Genomic DNA, 18,146 nt, shown 5'->3' on the forward strand with positions numbered 1-18,146 from the left:
CTTCTCAGATGGTACTGACGACCAGACTCTGCAGAGCTGGTGCTCGTCGGAGAATGTCGCGCATACTTGAAAGATGGCGAAGACATGGCTGTCCATCGATGTGGAACTGCTCAGCGGCAAGGGAACTGCAGTGTGGCCGCGGCCGGGACGGACGTTTGCCGTGGGCCCGGCGCACACGTTCGCCGACTTCGCTGATGCCATCAACTCAGCCTTTGCTCGCTGGGACCTCGCACATCTCTCGGTCTTCACCCTGGCCGACGGGCGAGTCATCACTGATGAGTTCAGCGCTGAGGAATTCAGCGCCTCGGAGTTCGGACCGGTCCAGGAGACCCTCGATTTCACACGCGTGAAAGTCACCCGCGAGGCGAAGCCCGGTGATGAGTTCCGGTTCACCTTCGACCTCGGCGACAATTGGACTCATCGGTGTGTGGTCAGTGAGAGGAAGCTCGATCCGAACGCGATGTTCGACGATCCGCCCGGCCGTCCGGCTGCGATCTGGGGCTGGGGTGCGATGCCCGATCAGTACGGCAGGCGGTGGGCGACCGATGATGGTACGGAACCGATTCCCGCTGAACCTGATACCGCCGACCAGATGGCTGACGGAGATTGGCCGAGCGAGGACGACCAGCCGTTCGTCGATGCCAGAGAGATTCGAGCCGCCACCGCCGCGAAAGACGCCGACAGGCTCATCACGGCAGTTCTCGGGAGCCACATAGACGAAGCGCTCCAACTGCTCGGAGAGGGTCTGCTGATGGCGCTTCGCCAGGACCGTGCCAGAACCGAGCCGATCGTGCTCTCTGCCATCAACCGGTTGACCTTCCGCGGCTTCCCCGGTGATCGCGAACTCTCCGAGGCGCTGCTGGCTGGGCTTCGGAACGAGCCGGTGCCCGGCCTCGACTTGGCAGTCGACCTTGAAATGCTCTCAATTATTCACGAAGGATCGTTCGAAGAGTCGGACGGAGGCTATCTCGACCTTCAGACCGGCGACGTCTACGACGCCTGGGCGGTGGAATACGGCGATGAGAACATCGACTTCAACGGCGACCCGGACCGGTGGGTGAGGTTCGACCGCGCTGACACCGAAGACGCCTGGAACGACATGCAGGCCTTCGTCTCAGGGTTGCGGAACCCGGAGGTCCGAGACCGCGGTCTATCGGCGATCGAAGGGACGGGCGCCTTCCGCCGTTTCCGCCGATTCACCGACGAGCAGGACCTCGGTGACCGGTGGGTGCAGTTCTCCGAGGACCGGAAGTACGGACGAGCACGACTGATCCTCGCCGAAAACGGGATCAGAGTCGTCTGACCGAAAGATCCGCGGTGTGGTTTGTCGGCATGCCCGCCTGTCCTGCCGACTCAGCGAGCGAAGTCGGCGCCGAGGTCCTTGACGATCGTCTCGGCCGATCCGTCCTGGGCGCTGCGGTAGCCTGTGCCCGCCCACAGGTGCAGACCGTGCGGGTCGTCGGCCTTCTTCGCCGTGGCCCGGAACTCCTTCGTCAGATGATGCACCGCCGGATACGCGTCGACGGCGATCCCGTCGAACTTCCGCACGAAGTCATTGACCAGCGCGCGTGCGGGCCGTCCCGTGAATGCCCTGGTCAGCTGGGTTTCCGTGAACTCTTCTGAAGCCAAGGCGGCACGGTGCGTGGGCGCGGTGCCTGCCTCGTCGGAGCGCAGCAGCAGGGTCCCGACGACGACGGCACTCGCCCCCGCGCGGAGGAGGTCGCCCACCATGGCCTCACCGTCGACTCCGCCTCCCGCCGCCACGGGCAGGGCCACCTCGGCGAGGATGTCGCCGACGAGGTCGACGGTCGCGCGGTCCTCGACGGTCCGCGTCGGATCGGCCGTTCCCGAATGTCCGCCGGCGCGCGGTCCCTGGACGATGAGCCCGTCGACCCCGACTTCGGCGGCCGCATGGGCCTCGGGAACCGAGGTGACGGTGGCGACGACCTGGGTGCCGACGGCGTGGAGGCGGTCGACCGTCTCGGCGGTGGGCAGGTTGAACGTCAACGAGACCAGGGGGACGGGGTGCTCGATGAGCCAATCGAGCTTAGCGTCGAAGTGGTCGTCGTCCTCGACCGGTTCCGGGTCGAGCGTGATCCCACGGGCGGCAGCGGCCGGTTCGAGCGCGGTGACGAAGTCGTCGAAGGCATCACGGTCGACGGGGACGGGGTTCGGGGCGAAGAGGTTGACGCCGAAGTTCGACCTCGTCTCACGCATGCGCTCGACGAGCGGAGCGAGGGCCTCGGCGGTGAGATAGCCGCCCGCGACGAACGGGAATCCGCCGGCCCGGGCGACGGCCTCGGTGAGCTCGGGCGTCGTCGTCCCACCGGCCATGGGTGCGCCGATGATGGGCAGGGCGGTCTTCGCGAAGGCGATCGTCACGGTTCTCTCCTTTTATCGGCCGGGCCCGGACCGGTGCGAGCCGCCGAGCGGGACGGCCGTGTGGCCGGGCGTGCTCACCGCCATTCTCACACGGGCGGGTGCGGTGAGTATGAGGCGATCGGTGTGCGGTATCCCTCGGAAGTATCGGGCGGCGGGGCAGAGGTCGGCTCTCCGGCGTGATGTGCCGAGGCAGAAGCGGTCCCTAACTTCGGTGTCATCGCAATCGCTCGGCTCTGACAAGGAACGCTATGACACTCATGCTCAACGACCCGGCGCAGCCCGTTGAAAGTGCGGTCACCCCGCCCGAACCGGCGCGGCCCGCCTCCGGCCTGCCCACTGCCGCCAAACCGCAGACGTCCGAACCCCACCGTGACCCGGTCATCGACCTCATCCGCTTCGGCTGCCTCGTCGTCGTGGTCATCCTCCACTCGATGATGAGCGCGGCCGTGCTCGGACCCGACGGCACCGTGGAGCCGACGGTCGCGCTGTCGGGCACCGCCGGATTCGCCGCAGCGTCCTGGCTCTTCCAGATCATGCCCCTGTTCTTCATCATCGGCGGGTACGCGGGCATCACCGGCTGGCGTCGCATACGTGCCCGAGGCGGCAACTGGACCGACTATCTGCGTGCCCGACTGCGCAGGCTCGTCGTGCCCGTCACCGTGCTCATCGGCCTCGCCGGCCTCGGGCTGTCAGCGGCCGGTGAACTCGGGGTTTCGGCCGACCTCCTCGCCGAGGCCAGCCTGCGCATCGGCCAGCCGCTGTGGTTCCTCGCCGTCTACGTCGGCCTCACCGCTGTCGTGCCGGTTGCCGTGCATTTCCACGAAACCGCGCCGAGGCGGTCACTCGCAGCCCTCGCCGGTGCCGTCATCGTCGTCGACAGTCTGGTCGCGGTCACGGGCATGACCGGGCTCGGTTACCTGAACTTCCTGCTTGTGTGGTCCTTGGTCCAGCAGCTCGGGTTCTTCTACGCCGATGCGCTCGATCGTCCCGTGCGCAGGCCCATCACCTGGTCGGTGCTGGTGGTCGCGTTGCTGGCCCTGGTCGGACTCGTCGCGACTGGTGTGTACAGCCCGAACATGCTCGTCAACCTCAATCCGCCGACCGGCGCACTCGTCCTGCTCGGGGTGGTCCAGATGTGCGGATTGCGCCTCGGTCACGCTCGGCTGGGCCGAATGCTCAACGCCGCGCACGAGAACAAGAGCACCTCCACCAGCGAGGCGGCTCTCGATCCTCGAGTCCTCCGCGCGCAGATCTGGGGCCGGGTCATCGCCTGGGGCAATCGGTACGGGATGCATGTCTACCTGTGGCATATGAGCATCGTCATCGTCCTCATCGGCGGGCTGGGCACGCTCGCTCAGGCGGTGTCCCTCGTGCCGGGCGCCTCCGAGCTCGTCCTCCAGGAGATCGAATCGTCATGGTGGTGGGCCACGCGTCTGCCCTGGTTGATTGTCGTCATGGTGCTGTCCGGCCTGGTGGCCATGGCTGCCGAGCGAGTTCCGTTTCCGCCGGAACAGCGGCTTGCCTCGGTCGGGCGAACGATCGCCGAGGTCGCTCGTGAGATGCGTGCGCAGGGTTCGGCTGCCTCCCGTGCAGGAGCCGAGGACGTCACCCCGACTGTCGACCGCCCCCAGCTGCGGACCGCCATCGCCGTCGGCGCCGCCACAGCCGGCATCGCCGTTGCACTGCTCGTCGGGGTCGCCCCGTTGATCTGGACGGTTGTCGCGTTCGGTCTGCTCATCGCCTCGCTCACCGTTTCCGCCGGGCTGACCTCGTAGGGCTGATTCTGCAGGTGGCCCGGCCCGCGTGACGGGCCGAGCACAGCTGGGCCGCGGGACGCACGAATCACTCCACCGAGGCGGCCAATTGGTCGGTGACGGTTCCCCAGCCGTCGAAGAATCCGAGTTCTTCGTGGCGGGCCCGCTGTTCGGGGCTGCCGTGTCGGACGATGGCTTGATAGTCGGTGCCGTCGGGATGGTCGCCGAGGATGATCTCCGTGGTCATCGCCACCGGGCCGGGAAGGGCCGGGTGCCAGGAGCTGTTCACGGCATTCGTGAAGACGAGCCGGCTGCCCTCCTCGATGACGAGGAACACCGCGTCGACATGCGGGTGCCATTCGGCGCCGTCCTCGCTCATGTGCGTGACGAAGGCACCGCCGGGCGTGAGTTCGAGGGAATCCACGCGCAGGCTCAGCGGTGCCGGTATCCACCACTGAGCCAGCTGGTCCGGCGTGGTCCAGGCGTCCCAGATCGTCTGCTTCGGTGCGCGGATGATGCGTCGGATGCTCAGGTCGAGGTCCGGGTCCTGGTTCCGGGTGCGGGAGAGGTGGGCGGTCATGATTCCTCCTTGGTGACGAACTGTTCGAGCCGATCTGTGCTCTCGTCCCAGATTCGACGCTGTTCCTCCAGCCAGCCCGTGAGCAGGTGGAAGCGATTCTGATCGAGCACGCAGGTGCGCACGCGCCCGGACTTCTCGGTCCGGATGAGGCCGCTCGATTCGAGGCTGCGCACATGTTTCATCAGCGATGGCAGCGAGATCGACAGCGGTCGGGCGAGCTCGCCGACGCTGGCCGGCCCCCGACCGAGGCGAGCGATGACTCTGCGGCGCGTGGGGTCGGCCAATGCGGAGAACAGCGCATCGAGCTCATCCGAATACTTAACCATGCGGCTAAGTATTACACCCGCAAGCAGTCCGGGGGAAGAGGACGATGACAGAGATCGAGACGAAAGATGACATTCATCGGTGACATATGACGTGAAGTGACCGCGTGCGTCAGCAGGTTCGCGTGGGCCCTCCTGTTCGACTCACACTGAAGCACACCGCAGATGCAGCGGTGCCCATCAGTGAAGGAAGGATCCGCCGTGAGTTCACACATCTCAGAACCCACCACACCCGTCGGAATCTCGACCCGATCGGTGCACTCGGGGGCCATGCCCGAAGCGCACACCGGTTCGGTCGTGGCCCCGATCTTCCAGACCTCGACCTTTATGATGGACACCCCGGGTCAGACCCGCGCAGGATTCGACTATGCGCGCACGGGCACGCCGAACCGCAGCGACCTCGAGCAGGCTCTGTGCGAATTGGAAGGCGCTGAGTTCGCGGCGGCCGTCAACTCGGGAACGTCGGCCGAGGTGGCGGTGTTCTCCGCGCTGCTGCGTCCCGGTGACGAGGTCATCCTGCCCCGCGACGTCTACGGCGGGACCTTCCGACTCCTGCAGAACGAGTACGTGCGCTGGGGCGTGGTCATCCGCACCGTCGACCTCACCGACACCGCGGCGCTCGCCGCCGCCATCAATGACAACACCGCGATCGTCTGGGTCGAGACCCCGAGCAATCCCGGACTCGACATCATCGATATCGCCGAGGCGGCCCGCCTCGCCCATTCCGCGAATGCGCTCCTGGCCGTGGATTCGACGTTCGCGACCCCGGTGCTGCAGCGTCCGCTGGAGCACGGGGCCGATATCGTCGTCCACTCGACGACGAAGTTCATCAACGGCCACTCCGATGTCATCGGCGGCGCCGTCCTCGCCGGTGATGGAACGAGCTGTCCCCGCGCCGCCGAGGTGGTCGACCGTCTGGAGGGCCACCTCGCGTCCGTCGGGCTGGGCATCTCCCCGTTCGACGCGTGGCTGACCAGGCGCGGGATCAAGACTCTGCCGGTGCGCATGAAGGCCCATTGTGAGAATGCGCAGTCGGTGGCCGAATGGCTCGAGACCCGCGACGAGGTGGCCGACGTGATCTATCCGGGTCTGCCCTCGCACCCCGGGCATGAGGTCGCGAAGCGGCAGATGAGCGGCTTCGGGGGAGTGGTGTCCCTGCGCACCGACACCGAGGAGCGGGCGCTGGCGCTGGTGGCGAACACGAAGCTCATCACTCTGGCCGAGTCGCTCGGTGGAGTCGAGTCCCTCATCGACCACCCGGCGACGATGACGCATCTGTCCGTGGCAGGCAGCGAGGTCAGCGTCTCGGGCAGGTTCATCCGCCTGTCCGTCGGCATCGAGGACATCGACGACATCCTCGCCGACCTCGCCCAGGCCCTCGACGCCACGGCCGAGGCTGCAGGTTCGCCGAAGACTGACGAGACGCCAGTCCGTGTTGCGGCTTCGGAGCAGGCTGCTCCGGTCGGCGTGCCCGTATAGCCTCCACCGTCATCGACCACATCCAGCCCGCACCGTGAGCGGCACGTCCTACGCCGAGTGGCATGTCCTCGCGGTGCTTCGGCATCCCTCACCCTTAGCGGCAGAACACCGCGTTGCAGTGGAGTGGATTGCTGCTACGGGTGAGGGATGCTCTGAAACGTCGCAGGCAGCAGGATGGATGCTCGGGGTGCGCGGCCGAAGGCAGTCGGATGCAGAGGCGTCGTGCGACGCGCGTCCGGGAACGCAGCGGCGTGGTGCGCGTCTGCGGTTCCAGTCTCCACCGGAGATCCAGTGTCCGCGGTCACAGTGTGTCGGGAAAACCCGACGCGGAGTCGGAGGTCTTCGTGCTGTCCGCGCCTCTCCGACTCCCGTAGCGTATCTGCTATGAGTGAGAAGACCCCCGAGAACCCGCAGGATCAGGAGCCCGACGGCACCGATCCGCTGGAGACTCAGACCCCCGAGGCTGAAACGTCGTCAGGCGAGTCCGCGGGAGCATCCGCGGCTGATTCAGCTTCCGACGAGCCCCCTGAATCAGCGCGCGAAGAGTCCATCAGCGCCGCAGCGATCGTCAACGCACCGCCGACCACCGAGGTCGACGCAGCAGCAGTCGACGAACCGACCGCCAGTCGTGCCGGAGAGTTCCGGACGAAGCCCCTTGACCTCGACGTGCCCTCTGCAGCGGGCTCGACTCGGGTGATGGGAGCCGGCGAACCGACTCAGCACCCGGACTACCCGCCGACGGGTCCGTCCCGTCCGGTCACCCACACTCATCCCTCGGATCAAGCCACACCACCCGGGTACGCGCCTTCGACCAACCCGAGCTATCCCGCGTCACCCGGCCGCGCCCCTCAACCCGGCTACGCCCCTCAACCCGGCCCACCCCCGCAGTTCGGCCAGCAGATACCGACCGCGCAGTACGCACCGGCCATGCACCAGGCTCCACCCCCCGGGCCCCCGCGACCCGCCCCGAACGCACAGCCGATGCCACGCCCGCGGCCGCCTCGGCGGATGAAGCCGCAACGCGAACCCCTGGCCTTCGCACCGGTCACCGGATCGCTGCCGCTGAGCCGGGACGACGTCACGGAGATCCCCGCGGACGGCCCCATCACCTGGCCCAAGCGCCCCACCGGAGTCATCGGCGTCGCGAACCTCGTGCTCTCCGCCGTCCTCGCCGTGATCTGGGCGTGGATCCCGCTGGGGCTGCTGTTCACCGGCATCGGCGGAATCTTCGCCCTCGGCCTCGGCGTCCTCGCCCTCCTCGTCTGGGTCCTCGTCCAGCAGGTTGCGAACAACGCCGAACGCTACCGGGCCGAACTCATCTACTCCGATAAGATCCCCGTCCCGAAGATCGAAAGCAGCCACCGCGAACCCGGCCTCGGCCGTTTCCTCCACAACCGCTGGCTGCAGGTGAAATCCGGTGCTTTCTGGCGCTCAACGGCTCATCACTACATCAAGTTGCTCCTCGGCGCGATCGTCGTCGCCGGCACCCTCGCCGGCATCTGCGGATCCATCTTCGGCATCTTCGCGGCCATCAACCCCCACGGAGTCAACACCTTCTTCGTCGGCGAATCCATCGACGGCCCGGCCCGCATCGGTGTGGCCATCGGCGCCGTCATCGTCCTCGCCAGCTCCCTGGCCATCCTGTGGTTCGCCCCGCTGCTCGACCGCGCCCTTGATCGGGCCCTGCTCGCACCGGCACGCACCGTGGCACTGCAGGCCGAGGTCACCGAACTCGACCGGGCCCGCATGGCCGGCATCGAGGCGGCCGCCGCCGAACGTCTGCGCATCGAACGCGACCTCCACGACGGAGCCCAGCCCCGCCTCGTCGCCCTGACCATGACCCTGGGAATGGCGAAGACGAAGATCGACTCCGATCCGGACCGGGCGAAGGAACTCGTCTCCGAAGCCCACACCGAAGCCAAGGGCATCGTCAACGAACTCCGCCAGCTCGCCCGCGGAATCCACCCCGCCGTCCTCACCGACCGCGGACTCGACGCCGCCGTCTCCGCCCTGGCAGGTCGTTCGACGATCCCCGTCGACGTCGACGTCCGGCTCGAGGGGCGGATCGGACGCGAAGCCGAAGCCGTGTCCTACTTCGTCGTCGCCGAATGCCTGACGAACATCGCCAAACACTCCGGCGCAACTCGCGCCAGCGTCTTCATCGCCCCGACCGAGACCGGTGTGCAGATCGTCGTCACCGACAACGGCCACGGCGGCGCACGCGTCGACCGCTCCGGCCGTCACACCGGGATCGCAGGTCTCATCGACCGGGTCGAAGCCGCTCGTGGCACACTGAACCTGACCAGCCCCGCAGGTGGGCCAACGACTGTAGTTGTGGAGGTGCCATGCGCATCGTAATCGCTGAAGACTCTGCCGTCCTGCGGGCCGGACTCGAAAGACTGCTCGCCGACGCCGGACACGAGGTCATCGCCGCCGTGCCCGACGCCAGCGAACTCCTGGCCGTCGTCCACAACGATCCGCCGGACCTCGCTGTCATCGACGTGCGCATGCCCCCGACGTTCACCGATGAAGGCATCCGCGCCGCCGTCCTCATCCGCAAGCAGAACCCTGACGTCAAGGTCCTCGTGTTCAGCCAGTATGTCGAAGAGCAGTACGCTTCCGAACTCATCGCCGAGAACACCGGCGGCTTCGGCTATCTGCTCAAAGACCGTGTCGCCGATGTCGAAGACTTCCTGACAGCGGTCGACGAGGTCGCAGGCGGCGGCACCGTCCTCGACCCGGAGGTCGTGTCTCAGATCCTCGTGCGCACGCGCAAGAAGGACGGACTGTCGACCCTGAGCCCACGCGAAATCGAAGTCCTCCAGCTCATGGCCGAAGGCAAATCCAATGCCGCGATCGCCCGCACCCTGTACCTCAGTGCCGGTGCCGTAGAAAAGCACATCTCCTCGGTGTTCACGAAGTTCGGCCTCACCGCCGACACCTCGGAGAACCGCCGAGTCCTCGCCGTCCTCACATTCCTCGGAGCCTAGAATGCCTGCCACAGTGCGCATCAGCGAATCCGCCCGCGTCGGTCTGCGCGCGGTCCTGATCATCCTCGCCGCCGTCGTCCTCCTCGTCCCCGTCATCGTCAGCACCGCCCACGGCGCCTCCCGCCTCGACTACGGGCGGATCGAATCGACCGAACCGCTGCCGAAGGCGATGAAGGAACTCAAGGTCAGCCTCGACTCCGGCGGTGCCGTCGACATCAAGACCGCCGACGTCGCCGAAGCGACCGTGAAGCTCACCGGCACCGGTCCCCGCGACAGCTCCGCGAACCTCGAGGTCGACAGCAGAGCCGATACCGCCGAGGTGGCACTGAGCAACGCTCGGAACCTGGAGAACACACGGTTGACAGTCACCATCCCGACCAGCACGGCGAAGGACCTCACCCTCGACTTCGACGGCAACTACGGCCGGTTCGACGTCACCGGTGACTTCGCCGAGATCAGCGCCGACACCGGCGGTGGAGCCGTGAGCGTGACCGGCTCGGCTGACAAGGTGCGGACCTCGAGCGACTGGGGCGCCACCTACTTGGACGGAGACTTCGGAACGGTGTCGGCCAAGACCGGAGTCGGAGCCGTCGAAGGCGAGAACCTCACCGTCAGCGATCGCCTCGACGTGGTCAGCTCGACGGGAACCGTCGACCTCGACTTCACCAACCAGGCGATGCCCACCGGCGGAATCATCGCGAAGACCGAGGAAGGCTCGATCGATATGCGGGTGCCGAACCTCAAGCTCACCGGTGAAGAGCTGGGCAAGGACTTCTTCTACCGGATCAACGCGAAGTCCAATGACGGCACCGTCGACCTCGCCTCCGATCTGGAGAAGTTCGATGTGGCGAAGGACCCGAAGGAAGCCGACGACAAGGTCCTCGTTCCGATCTCGGCCACAGCCGACACTGGTAGGGTCACGGTCAACCAGAACTGAGATACGACCGGCGCACGGGCGGGCTCGACTTCGGGCCCGCCCGTGTGGCGTCTGAGGGGTCGACGATCATGCAGATCACCGTCTATGGAGCCACCGGAACCTTCGGCAGGCAGCTGGTGCCCCAGCTGCGCGAACGCGGACACACGGTCATCGCCGCCCATCGTGGAAGCGGGGTCGACACGGTGACCGGCCAGGGAGTCGCCGAGGCGGCCGACGGCAGCGATGTCCTCGTCGACTGCGTCAACCAGCTGACGATCAGCGCCCACAAGGCCATCGACTTCTTCTCCCGCAGCTCCCGCTCGATCACGGCGGCCGCGGCCGCCCACCCCGGCACCTCCGTGGCCGTCCTGTCGATCGCCTTCCGTCCCGAGGCCGCCGAGTCGCGGCTGCAGGGCTACTACCAGGGCAAGGCGATGCAGGAGCGCATCTATCGCCGACTCACCCCGGATGGGCAGCTGCTGATGTTCCGGTCCGCCCAATGGTTCGAACTCGTCGACACGATGACGATCAAAGCCGGTCCGCTGCGCTTCGTGCCGAAGATGCGCGTGCAGGCCCTGGCCGTCACCGAGGCGGCCCGCATGATGGCCGAAGCCATCGACGCACGCGAGCGCGGCACCATCGAGGTCGCCGGTCCCGAGATCAGCGACTTCGTCGAGATCGCCCGCAGACTCGCCGCCACGCGAGCCGGGAAGGCCGGGGCGAGACGGGCGAAGGTCATCGGCATTCCCCTGCTCGGTCCGATGGCCGGCGACGGTCTCATCCCACCAGCACCGAGGATGTCCGACGTGACCGTCGACGAATGGCTGCGCTCGGTCTGAGCCCTGAACTGCAGAGCCCCGAAGTCGGGGCAGGCGTATCATCCGTTCCGGAGGTTCTCATGGATTGGATGGAATACGGGCTCAACGGGGTCGATGCGGTCAGGATCGTCGTCTCGTGCGTGGCCTTCTACTTAGGGATCATTCTGCTCTTGCGCATCTTCGGCCAGCGCACTCTGGCGAGCCTGTCGAGCTTCGACGTGGCCGCGATCATCGCCATGGGTGCGATCATCGGGCGGTCCATCCTCGGCGATACCCCGACCCTGGCAGCCGGCATCCTGGGTCTGGCCACCCTCCTGATCCTGCAGGCGCTGAGCGGAATCGGACGGCGCTTCGGATTCGTCCGCAGCGTTGTCAACTCCCCGGCGGTGGTGCTCATGGCCGGTCGTGAGATCCTTGCGGACAACCTCTCGAAGAGCCACGTCGACCATGATGAACTCGTCGCAAAGCTCCGCTCGGCCGGTATCCGCAACCGGGACGAGGTGGCGTGCGTGATCCTCGAATCGACCGGTCAGATCAGCGTCATCCGACGCGGTGCACCCATCGCCGAGGAGATGCTCACCGGGGTCGTCGGCGCCGACCGGGTGCCCCGCGACGGCTGAGACTCAGTCGAGACCGAGCACCCTCGCGCCGTTGGTCCACAGCACCGAGCGCATCCACTCATCGCCGAGGCCCAGGGCGGCCAGTCCGGAGATCTGGTCGACATACGGGTAGGGGATGTTCGGGAAATCCGAGCCGAGGATGATCTTGTCCTCCAGCCCGGCCAGGCGTTCGCGGTAGGCGGGGGCCACCTCGGCGGGGGAGGAGAAATATCCGGAGGCGAACATCGTCGTATCGAGGAAGACGTTGTCGTATCTCTCGGCGAGGTCGGCGAATTCGTCGTATTCGGGCATGCCCATGTGGGCGATGACGAACTTCAGCTGCGGGAACCGGGCGAGGACGTTCGCCACTGCCTGCGGGCCGGTGTACTTGCCGGTCAGGGGTGCGGATCCGGCGTGGATGACGATGGGCACCCGGGCCTCTTCGAGGGCCTTCCACGCGGGGTCGAGGACCTCGTCGTCGGGGGAGAACACGCCGACCTGGACGTGGACCTTGAACAGCTTCGCTCCAGCTGCGAGCGCCGCCGGCACGTAGTCGGCGCATTCGGGTTCGGCAAAGAGGGTGCCGCAGTGGATGACGTCGTCGTGGGCGGCGGCGAACTCGGCGTTCCACTTATTCAGCCACGCGGCCATTCCGGGTTTGTGCGGGTAGGTCAGGGCCGGGATCGCACGCAGGCCGAGTTCGCGGACGATGTTGAGGCGGGTGTCATCGTCGAAGCGGTAGTTGATCGGCCAGTCGCGGCCGTAGTTCGCGGCGGCGTTGTCGAAGTACTCCCACACCTTGTCGAGCACGTTCTGCGGGAGGAAGTGGACGTGGATGTCGGCGAGGCCGGGCAGGCCGAGGGCGCGGACGTAGCCGGGGACCTCGGCATCGGTGCGCGGGGGAGCGGTCATCGTGTCGGGGACCTCGACGACGCGACCGATCGTCGTCTCCGGGGCGGGGTTCGCTTGCGGGATCAGCGCATCGTGTGGGGCCGGGGCCGCGTGTGTGGCTGCATCATCGGAGTCGTTCATGGCCCCACTCTATGACCTCGCCGCCGGGGCTTCCGCGGGTGGTCCGGAGTCCGGCTCTCTGGTCGCACAGCACGGCTGCGCGGATGCCGGCCCCGTCCTCAGCGCTCGTCCATGCCCGGCGCATAGACTGCCCGCATGAGCCTGCGCGATCCGTTTAAGATCCCCACTCCGCCCCAGGTCAGACCCGTGGGGCAGGCGCCGTTCTGGGCTCCGGGGCAGACCGTGACCTGGACGTTCCGGCGTTTCGACTTCGACCGGGACCTCGCCGAGGTGGCCCGACCGATGCGTGTCATCGTCGACGGTCCCGATGGCGCCGTCCTGTGGTTGGCCGGGGGCACGCCGACGCAGGAGACCCGGATCGTCGGGTGGGAGGAGACGAATGCGCACGATGTGCCGTTGAAGGCACGGTTCCGTCCTCTCGCCGAGGCGCCGACCAGGATCAATGTCGACGGCACCTGGCGAGGGCGCGGAGTGCTCAAGATCGTCCCGCCTGAGGTTCCGTTCTCGGTGTGGGTGCTGCTCAAGGACGACGAGGCTGCTGCTCCCGGTGGCACTGTTTCCGGCGACGCCGTTGACGCGCCTCGCGGGGTTCGTGCCGAGTGGTACGTCAATCTCGAGGCCACGCATGCGCGAACCGATGACGCACTGTTCACCAGCGACCACATCCTCGACATCACCTTCCCGCTTGCCTCGCTGCCGCTGCACACTCCTGACGGTGGATTCGACGCGACCGGCGCGGTATTCAAGGACGTCGACGAACTCGCCGCGGCCGCGAACTTCGGGGCGTGGCCGGCCGAGTGGTCGGAGATCATCCGCGCCAACGGCACGGAGCTGCTCGACTGCCTCGGCGATTTCCGTTGGGCCTTCGATCCGGGATGGGAGACCGTCGCCCGCAGACTCGCGGGCGAATCGGCGGGCTCGGTCGGCGACGATGATGCCACGGTCGGAGCGGATGGGCAGGTGAGAGCGGAACTCGGGGCCGCCTCGGCGAGAGAAAAATCGTTCGATCAGGAACATCGATCGATCCCGAATGGTTGCTATGACAGACAGTTCCGATGACACCGACGTGTCGCTGACACGGATCATCAGATGAAAGGAAACAGCCAGATGACGACCAACCACCGGATTCGCCTGAACTCGCGCCCCGTGGGCGCTCCCACTGCGGAGAACTACCTGCTTGATGAGGTGCCCGTTCCCACCCCGGCTGAGGGTCAGGTGCTGCTGCGCACTCTGTACCTCTCGCTCGACCCGTACATGCGGGGGCGGATGTCGGACGCGAAGTCCTATGCCAAGCCCGTCGAGGTCGGCGATGTCATGGTCGGTGCGACCGTCGCCGAGGTGGTCGAATCGAATTCTGACGACTTCGCCGTCGGTGACATCGTCCTCGGCTACGGCGGGTGGCAGGAATACTCGGTGGAGAACACCGGGCATCTGCGCAAGATCGACCCGGAGCTCGCACCGATCTCCACCCACCTCGGCGTGCTCGGCATGCCCGGGTTCACCGCATATGCGGGACTGCTCGAGATCGGCCAGCCCAAGGAGGGCGAGACCGTGGCCGTGGCCGCAGCAACCGGGCCCGTCGGCTCTGTCGTCGGCCAGATCGCGAAGATCAAGGGTGCGACCGCGGTCGGCATCGCCGGCGGGCCCGACAAGGTCGCTCACCTGAAGGAGCTCGGCTTCGATGTTGCACTCGACCACCGGACGGGGAACCTGCGGCAGGAGCTGAAAGAGGCTGTCCCGCAGGGAATCGACGTCTATTACGAGAACGTCGGCGGGGACGTGTTCAACGCTGTGCTGCCACGGCTGAACACCTTCGGACGCGTTCCGGTCTGCGGCCTCGTCGCCAATTACAACCTCACATCGCTGCCGGAGGGCCCGGATCGTTCGGGTGCGCTTATGGGACAGATCCTGACGAAGTCGCTGCTGGTCCGCGGCTTCATCCAGACCGAGTTCGCGGAACGGCTCACCGGTCAGTTCCTCGAGGACATGAGCGGCTGGCTCAAGGACGGCAAGGTGCGTTTCCGCGAGGACATCCGTCCCGGTCTCGAGAAGGCGCCTGAGTACTTCAACGATCTGCTCACCGGCGGAAACTTCGGCAAGATGGTCGTCGCGGTCGGTGCCGAGAGCTGAGGCTTCGGAGCCTGTACTCCAGTCGTTCAAGGTGAGAAAATGAGGCCATGGACATGGCGATCCACTTTGATGCCGAAGAGCTTGCACGGATCTGCGCACGACACGGTGTTGCGCGGCTCCGTGTATTCGGCTCTGCTCTCACCGAACGCTTCGACCCGGACGAGAGTGATGTCGACTTCATCGTCGATTTTCTGCCCGATCGGGCGGACCCGTTCGACGACTACTTCGGCCTTCTCGAGGAATTGACTGATCTTCTCGAGCGCAAGGTGGACCTCGTCGTCGGCAGAACCATGAGGAACCCCTACTTCAGGTCGTCTGCGCTGGAAAAGGCCCGTGACGTCTATGCGGCCTGAGACTCCCGCACTCATCTGGGACGCGAAGTGTGCTGCAGATGCGATTCTGGGCTTCGTCGATGGAATGGTCAGATCTGAGTTCACCGGTGATCTGCTCGTTCGGTCAGCGGTGGAAAGGCAATTCGAGATCCTCGGAGAGTCTTTGAACCGGCTGCGTTCCTCTGACCCTAGAGCCGCTGCGGAGATCCCAGATATCCACCGAATCATTGCGATGCGAAACGTCATCGCTCATGAATATGGTGAGATTGACTACTCGATCCTATGGACAGTCATCACTACGCGACTGGAAGATGTGCGTAGCCGCCTCGATGAACTTCTGCGCAAGCACGGCGGCTGATCACCTGAAGTGACCGAACACCTCGGCGGGGTCAAAGCCGAAGCTCAGCGCCAGGTTGAGCACGATGCGGGCCTTGCGGGCGTCGAGGATCCCGGCGGGGATGAGTCCGGCCTCGAGCAGGCCGATCTCCCCTCCCGGATAGCCGTAGGTACGGCGCAGGCTCACGCCGGCTCCTGTGCGCGAGGCGAGAACCACCGGCATGGCATCTGCCAGACGGGACACCGCGGGCAGGAGATCCTCGGAGACGTGCCCTCCGCCGACTCCGGAGATCACGGCGCCGCCGAATCCGGAACCGGCGATGAGATCAAGGGTCTCTCCCGGTTCACCCAGCCCCACCTCGGCGAGAGCGATCTTGCTCAGCCGAGACGGACGGGACAGCCCGGCAAAGGGCGACTTCGGGGTGCGTGGTGCGTGCGGGAGGTGGAGGTCGTCCTCGCTCAGCCACCCGATCGCACCGAGGACGGGACCGGAGGAGAACGCGGCCGTCGAGGTCGCATGCGACTTCGTCACGAACCTCGGATCGTGGACTTCGTCATCGAACACAAGAGACGCCGGCAGGTCGCTGACCTGGTCAGACAGCGTGGTGAGCGCGGCGGCGCGGACGTTGGCCGGTCCGTCAGCACCCGGCAGGGTCGGGTTGCGCATGGCCCCGGTGGCGGCGATGTGAGTGCCCGAGTCATTGAGCAGCCAGAGCCCGAACGCGGACTCCTCGAGGGTGTCGGTGCCTTGGGTGAGGACGATGCCGTCGGCATCCGACGTGCGGGCGAGCTCGACGACGTCGAAGAGCATCTCCAAGGTGACATTCGCGCTCGAGACCTGAGCGACCTGAGTGAAATCGGCCTGCAGATTCGGCCAGACCTGATCGAGGCCAGCGGCCGCAGCGATCTCGGCGCCCGAGAGTGCAGGGACGACCCCACCCGAATGGTCCGACGTCGAGGCGATTGTCCCGCCGAGGGCGGCAAGCAGCAGGTGCGGTGCAGTGATGGGCGAGAAATCCAGCATGGGCGAAGTCTATCGGGAACGATCTCATCTCGTCCCGTCTGCTGGCCTGCACGCATGGATCCGGTCATCGTCCTTCGGCTGCCGGATTCAGTCGCCCCGATGACGAGACACTCGGGGAACACGCTCGGGAAAAGGCGGACTTGGACGCCGAGACGACCTCGAACTAGCGTGGTGGGATGGATCTATCACCCAAAGAGCTCGCTGATGTCGAGCGCGTCGGCAATCTCAAAGGCCGACTGGTGGATTACGCGACCTCACCCGAGCTCGAGCGTCACCTGCGGAGTTTCGCGCGAGAGACTTCGGCGCGAGAGGCCGGCGAGGAACCCTCCATGATCGATATCGTCGATAGTTTCATCCATGATTACGAGTTTGATGACGGCACGGGTCTCATCGACCGCTTCATTGCGAGAAGGCGCCTGACGGATGACGATGCCGCAGTGATCAGGGAGCTTCTCAACGGCGTCAACGCCATCTTCGAGGTCATCGAGGGCCCGGTTGTCAACGAGGTAAGTGGCGTTGAAGTGCTGATGGTCAGGTGCTGCTATTCGGACCTCGTGCACTGTGTCGTCCCCACCCAGCCCGGCGGTCTCGCCGATATCTCCGCGGGCAGCTTTCTCTTCGGCCGACTCGACCCGGTGCACGGATCCGAGGTCTGGACGCCGAGCGGAGGTCTGCGGTCCTACCCTGCGGATGCTCGTCCCGAGATGGCCCGAGCAGTCAGGGAAGCAGTCACGAGGTTCCCCGAACTCTCCCTGCGCAACCCCGACTACCGCGCTCGGGCTGCTGAGATCGTCGAAGCCAAGCACTGGGCATTCGTCGACGAGTTCGGTTCGGACATCCTGCTCGGCACCGCGCGCGAACTCGTCGAACCCTATGTCTGGGTCAATACCGCGCAGATTCAAGACACGGCGCCGAATCCGGGCAACGGATTTGCGCAGCGATATGGCACCGCGCAGCAGGATCCAGACGACCCCGACATCCTCTCCCTCGTCGATGAGTCACGTAGGATGCTGCGGCAGTCGTTGCTGGAATCCGACATGATCGATGACACCGACGTCGCGCTCGTCAGCCACCCGGTTGCCGGTTTCAGCTTCTATTCAGAGTTCGGGAGGTTCACCGAAGCACTCGAGGCAGGCGACCGTGCGACCGAGGACGAGCTGGAGCTGGTGACGCATTTTCTGCACGATCCGAGTACTCCCATATGGTTGCTGCGCAGACTTATCGAGGAACGCACCGCAACCGCCGAGAAGACTCTTGCCCGCGTCCTCGAACTCCGTGATTTCTCCTGGGCGGACGACGGCGAGTCGTTCCTCGAGACCCTTGACGGTGATGTGAAGCCCAAACCGACCTTGTCGATCATGCCGCAGATCGTGGAAGAATACCGATGAGCCGCTCCGCCCGTCATCGCTCATCCTCGTCTTGACTTGGCGCGGGAGTGCCCGGGCGTTGAG

Annotated in this window: 18 protein-coding genes; 13 read left to right on the top strand and 5 right to left on the bottom strand. The window is 66.0% G+C overall.

The window, feature by feature from the left end:
* Positions 1-73: 73 nt before the first annotated feature.
* On the top strand, positions 74-1,303 hold the full coding sequence (locus tag GUY37_RS01675) for a UPF0158 family protein (protein ID WP_166821418.1): 1,230 nt from the start codon (positions 74-76) through the stop codon (positions 1,301-1,303).
* 50 nt (positions 1,304-1,353) lie between these two features.
* Here the strand turns inward: GUY37_RS01675 and GUY37_RS01680 are convergent, their stop codons facing one another.
* Positions 1,354-2,382, bottom strand: coding sequence for an NAD(P)H-dependent flavin oxidoreductase (locus GUY37_RS01680; protein ID WP_166821421.1), 1,029 nt, complete (start codon positions 2,380-2,382; stop codon positions 1,354-1,356).
* Positions 2,383-2,630: 248 nt separating this feature from the next.
* On the opposite strand from GUY37_RS01680, the gene GUY37_RS01685 reads away from it, so the two are divergent.
* Positions 2,631-4,157 carry an acyltransferase family protein gene (locus GUY37_RS01685; RefSeq protein WP_166821424.1) on the top strand — a complete coding sequence of 509 codons (1,527 nt, stop codon included), beginning with the start codon at positions 2,631-2,633 and terminating at the stop codon, positions 4,155-4,157.
* Between the two features lie 67 nt (positions 4,158-4,224).
* Here GUY37_RS01685 and GUY37_RS01690 read toward each other — a convergent pair whose 3' ends face one another.
* Both GUY37_RS01690 and GUY37_RS01695 read right to left on the bottom strand, forming a co-directional pair.
* Positions 4,225-4,716, bottom strand: a complete 492-nt coding sequence (locus GUY37_RS01690) for an SRPBCC domain-containing protein (RefSeq protein WP_166821427.1) — start codon at positions 4,714-4,716, stop codon at positions 4,225-4,227.
* On the bottom strand, positions 4,713-5,042 hold the full coding sequence (locus GUY37_RS01695; RefSeq protein WP_166821430.1) for an ArsR/SmtB family transcription factor: 330 nt from the start codon (positions 5,040-5,042) through the stop codon (positions 4,713-4,715). Before GUY37_RS01695 ends, GUY37_RS01690 begins: the two co-directional genes overlap by 4 nt.
* Before the next feature lie 198 nt (positions 5,043-5,240).
* On the opposite strand from GUY37_RS01695, the gene GUY37_RS01700 reads away from it, so the two are divergent.
* From GUY37_RS01700 to GUY37_RS01725, 6 genes are all read left to right on the top strand, one after another.
* Entirely contained in the window at positions 5,241-6,518 is a 1,278-nt protein-coding gene (locus GUY37_RS01700) for a trans-sulfuration enzyme family protein (RefSeq protein WP_228278294.1), read from the top strand.
* Positions 6,519-6,902: 384 nt separating this feature from the next.
* The gene (locus GUY37_RS01705; RefSeq protein WP_166821437.1) at positions 6,903-8,876 is read left to right on the top strand and encodes a sensor histidine kinase; all 1,974 of its coding nucleotides are present in this window, start codon (positions 6,903-6,905) and stop codon (positions 8,874-8,876) included.
* Positions 8,864-9,508 carry a response regulator transcription factor gene (locus GUY37_RS01710; RefSeq protein WP_152347037.1) on the top strand — a complete coding sequence of 215 codons (645 nt, stop codon included), beginning with the start codon at positions 8,864-8,866 and terminating at the stop codon, positions 9,506-9,508. Before GUY37_RS01705 ends, GUY37_RS01710 begins: the two co-directional genes overlap by 13 nt.
* A gap of 1 nt (position 9,509) precedes the next feature.
* The gene (locus GUY37_RS01715) at positions 9,510-10,445 is read left to right on the top strand and encodes a DUF4097 domain-containing protein (protein ID WP_166821440.1); all 936 of its coding nucleotides are present in this window, start codon (positions 9,510-9,512) and stop codon (positions 10,443-10,445) included.
* Between the two features lie 68 nt (positions 10,446-10,513).
* A complete protein-coding gene (locus tag GUY37_RS01720) occupies positions 10,514-11,263 on the top strand; it encodes an SDR family oxidoreductase (RefSeq protein WP_166821443.1) in 750 nt (249 codons plus the stop codon).
* Between the two features lie 59 nt (positions 11,264-11,322).
* Positions 11,323-11,862 (top strand): DUF421 domain-containing protein, encoded by a 540-nt coding sequence (locus GUY37_RS01725; protein WP_166821445.1) that lies wholly within the window; start codon positions 11,323-11,325, stop codon positions 11,860-11,862.
* A gap of 3 nt (positions 11,863-11,865) precedes the next feature.
* Here GUY37_RS01725 and GUY37_RS01730 read toward each other — a convergent pair whose 3' ends face one another.
* The gene (locus tag GUY37_RS01730) at positions 11,866-12,873 is read right to left on the bottom strand and encodes an amidohydrolase family protein (protein ID WP_323127519.1); all 1,008 of its coding nucleotides are present in this window, start codon (positions 12,871-12,873) and stop codon (positions 11,866-11,868) included.
* A gap of 135 nt (positions 12,874-13,008) precedes the next feature.
* Here GUY37_RS01730 and GUY37_RS01735 point away from each other — a divergent pair, with 135 nt between their 5' ends.
* From GUY37_RS01735 to GUY37_RS01750, 4 genes are read left to right on the top strand one after another with little or no spacing between them, the layout of a single operon-like run.
* Positions 13,009-13,932, top strand: coding sequence for a DUF402 domain-containing protein (locus tag GUY37_RS01735; RefSeq protein WP_166821448.1), 924 nt, complete (start codon positions 13,009-13,011; stop codon positions 13,930-13,932).
* 48 nt (positions 13,933-13,980) lie between these two features.
* Entirely contained in the window at positions 13,981-15,003 is a 1,023-nt protein-coding gene (locus GUY37_RS01740; RefSeq protein ID WP_166821451.1) for an NADP-dependent oxidoreductase, read from the top strand.
* Between the two features lie 47 nt (positions 15,004-15,050).
* Positions 15,051-15,356 (top strand): nucleotidyltransferase family protein, encoded by a 306-nt coding sequence (locus tag GUY37_RS01745; protein ID WP_166821453.1) that lies wholly within the window; start codon positions 15,051-15,053, stop codon positions 15,354-15,356.
* Positions 15,346-15,693, top strand: a complete 348-nt coding sequence (locus GUY37_RS01750; protein WP_166821456.1) for a HepT-like ribonuclease domain-containing protein — start codon at positions 15,346-15,348, stop codon at positions 15,691-15,693. The genes GUY37_RS01745 and GUY37_RS01750 overlap by 11 nt, the downstream gene beginning before the upstream one ends.
* Here GUY37_RS01750 and GUY37_RS01755 read toward each other — a convergent pair whose 3' ends face one another.
* Complete coding sequence (locus tag GUY37_RS01755; protein ID WP_166821459.1) at positions 15,694-16,695, bottom strand: asparaginase; 1,002 nt, start codon at positions 16,693-16,695, stop codon at positions 15,694-15,696.
* A gap of 176 nt (positions 16,696-16,871) precedes the next feature.
* Here GUY37_RS01755 and GUY37_RS01760 point away from each other — a divergent pair, with 176 nt between their 5' ends.
* Positions 16,872-18,083, top strand: coding sequence for a hypothetical protein (locus tag GUY37_RS01760; protein ID WP_166821462.1), 1,212 nt, complete (start codon positions 16,872-16,874; stop codon positions 18,081-18,083).
* Positions 18,084-18,146 lie beyond the last annotated feature (63 nt).

The organism is Brevibacterium limosum, from assembly GCF_011617705.1.
In the GTDB taxonomy this organism is placed as follows: Bacteria; Actinomycetota; Actinomycetes; order Actinomycetales; family Brevibacteriaceae; genus Brevibacterium; species Brevibacterium limosum.

Excerpts from the sequence above, each read along its gene's own strand:
- GUY37_RS01705 (WP_166821437.1), top strand. The coding sequence starts at position 6,903 with ATGAGTGAGAAGACCCCCGAGAACCCGCAGGATCAGGAGCCCGACGGC.
- GUY37_RS01675 (WP_166821418.1), top strand. The coding sequence starts at position 74 with ATGGCGAAGACATGGCTGTCCATCGATGTGGAACTGCTCAGCGGCAAG.
- GUY37_RS01725 (WP_166821445.1), top strand. The coding sequence starts at position 11,323 with ATGGATTGGATGGAATACGGGCTCAACGGGGTCGATGCGGTCAGGATC.
- GUY37_RS01755 (WP_166821459.1), bottom strand. The coding sequence starts at position 16,695 with ATGCTGGATTTCTCGCCCATCACTGCACCGCACCTGCTGCTTGCCGCC.
- GUY37_RS01710 (WP_152347037.1), top strand. The coding sequence starts at position 8,864 with ATGCGCATCGTAATCGCTGAAGACTCTGCCGTCCTGCGGGCCGGACTC.
- GUY37_RS01690 (WP_166821427.1), bottom strand. The coding sequence starts at position 4,716 with ATGACCGCCCACCTCTCCCGCACCCGGAACCAGGACCCGGACCTCGAC.
- GUY37_RS01715 (WP_166821440.1), top strand. The coding sequence starts at position 9,510 with ATGCCTGCCACAGTGCGCATCAGCGAATCCGCCCGCGTCGGTCTGCGC.
- GUY37_RS01685 (WP_166821424.1), top strand. The coding sequence starts at position 2,631 with ATGACACTCATGCTCAACGACCCGGCGCAGCCCGTTGAAAGTGCGGTC.
- GUY37_RS01745 (WP_166821453.1), top strand. The coding sequence starts at position 15,051 with ATGGACATGGCGATCCACTTTGATGCCGAAGAGCTTGCACGGATCTGC.
- GUY37_RS01750 (WP_166821456.1), top strand. The coding sequence starts at position 15,346 with ATGCGGCCTGAGACTCCCGCACTCATCTGGGACGCGAAGTGTGCTGCA.
- GUY37_RS01695 (WP_166821430.1), bottom strand. The coding sequence starts at position 5,042 with ATGGTTAAGTATTCGGATGAGCTCGATGCGCTGTTCTCCGCATTGGCC.
- GUY37_RS01740 (WP_166821451.1), top strand. The coding sequence starts at position 13,981 with ATGACGACCAACCACCGGATTCGCCTGAACTCGCGCCCCGTGGGCGCT.
- GUY37_RS01720 (WP_166821443.1), top strand. The coding sequence starts at position 10,514 with ATGCAGATCACCGTCTATGGAGCCACCGGAACCTTCGGCAGGCAGCTG.
- GUY37_RS01730 (WP_323127519.1), bottom strand. The coding sequence starts at position 12,873 with ATGAACGACTCCGATGATGCAGCCACACACGCGGCCCCGGCCCCACAC.
- GUY37_RS01760 (WP_166821462.1), top strand. The coding sequence starts at position 16,872 with ATGGATCTATCACCCAAAGAGCTCGCTGATGTCGAGCGCGTCGGCAAT.
- GUY37_RS01735 (WP_166821448.1), top strand. The coding sequence starts at position 13,009 with ATGAGCCTGCGCGATCCGTTTAAGATCCCCACTCCGCCCCAGGTCAGA.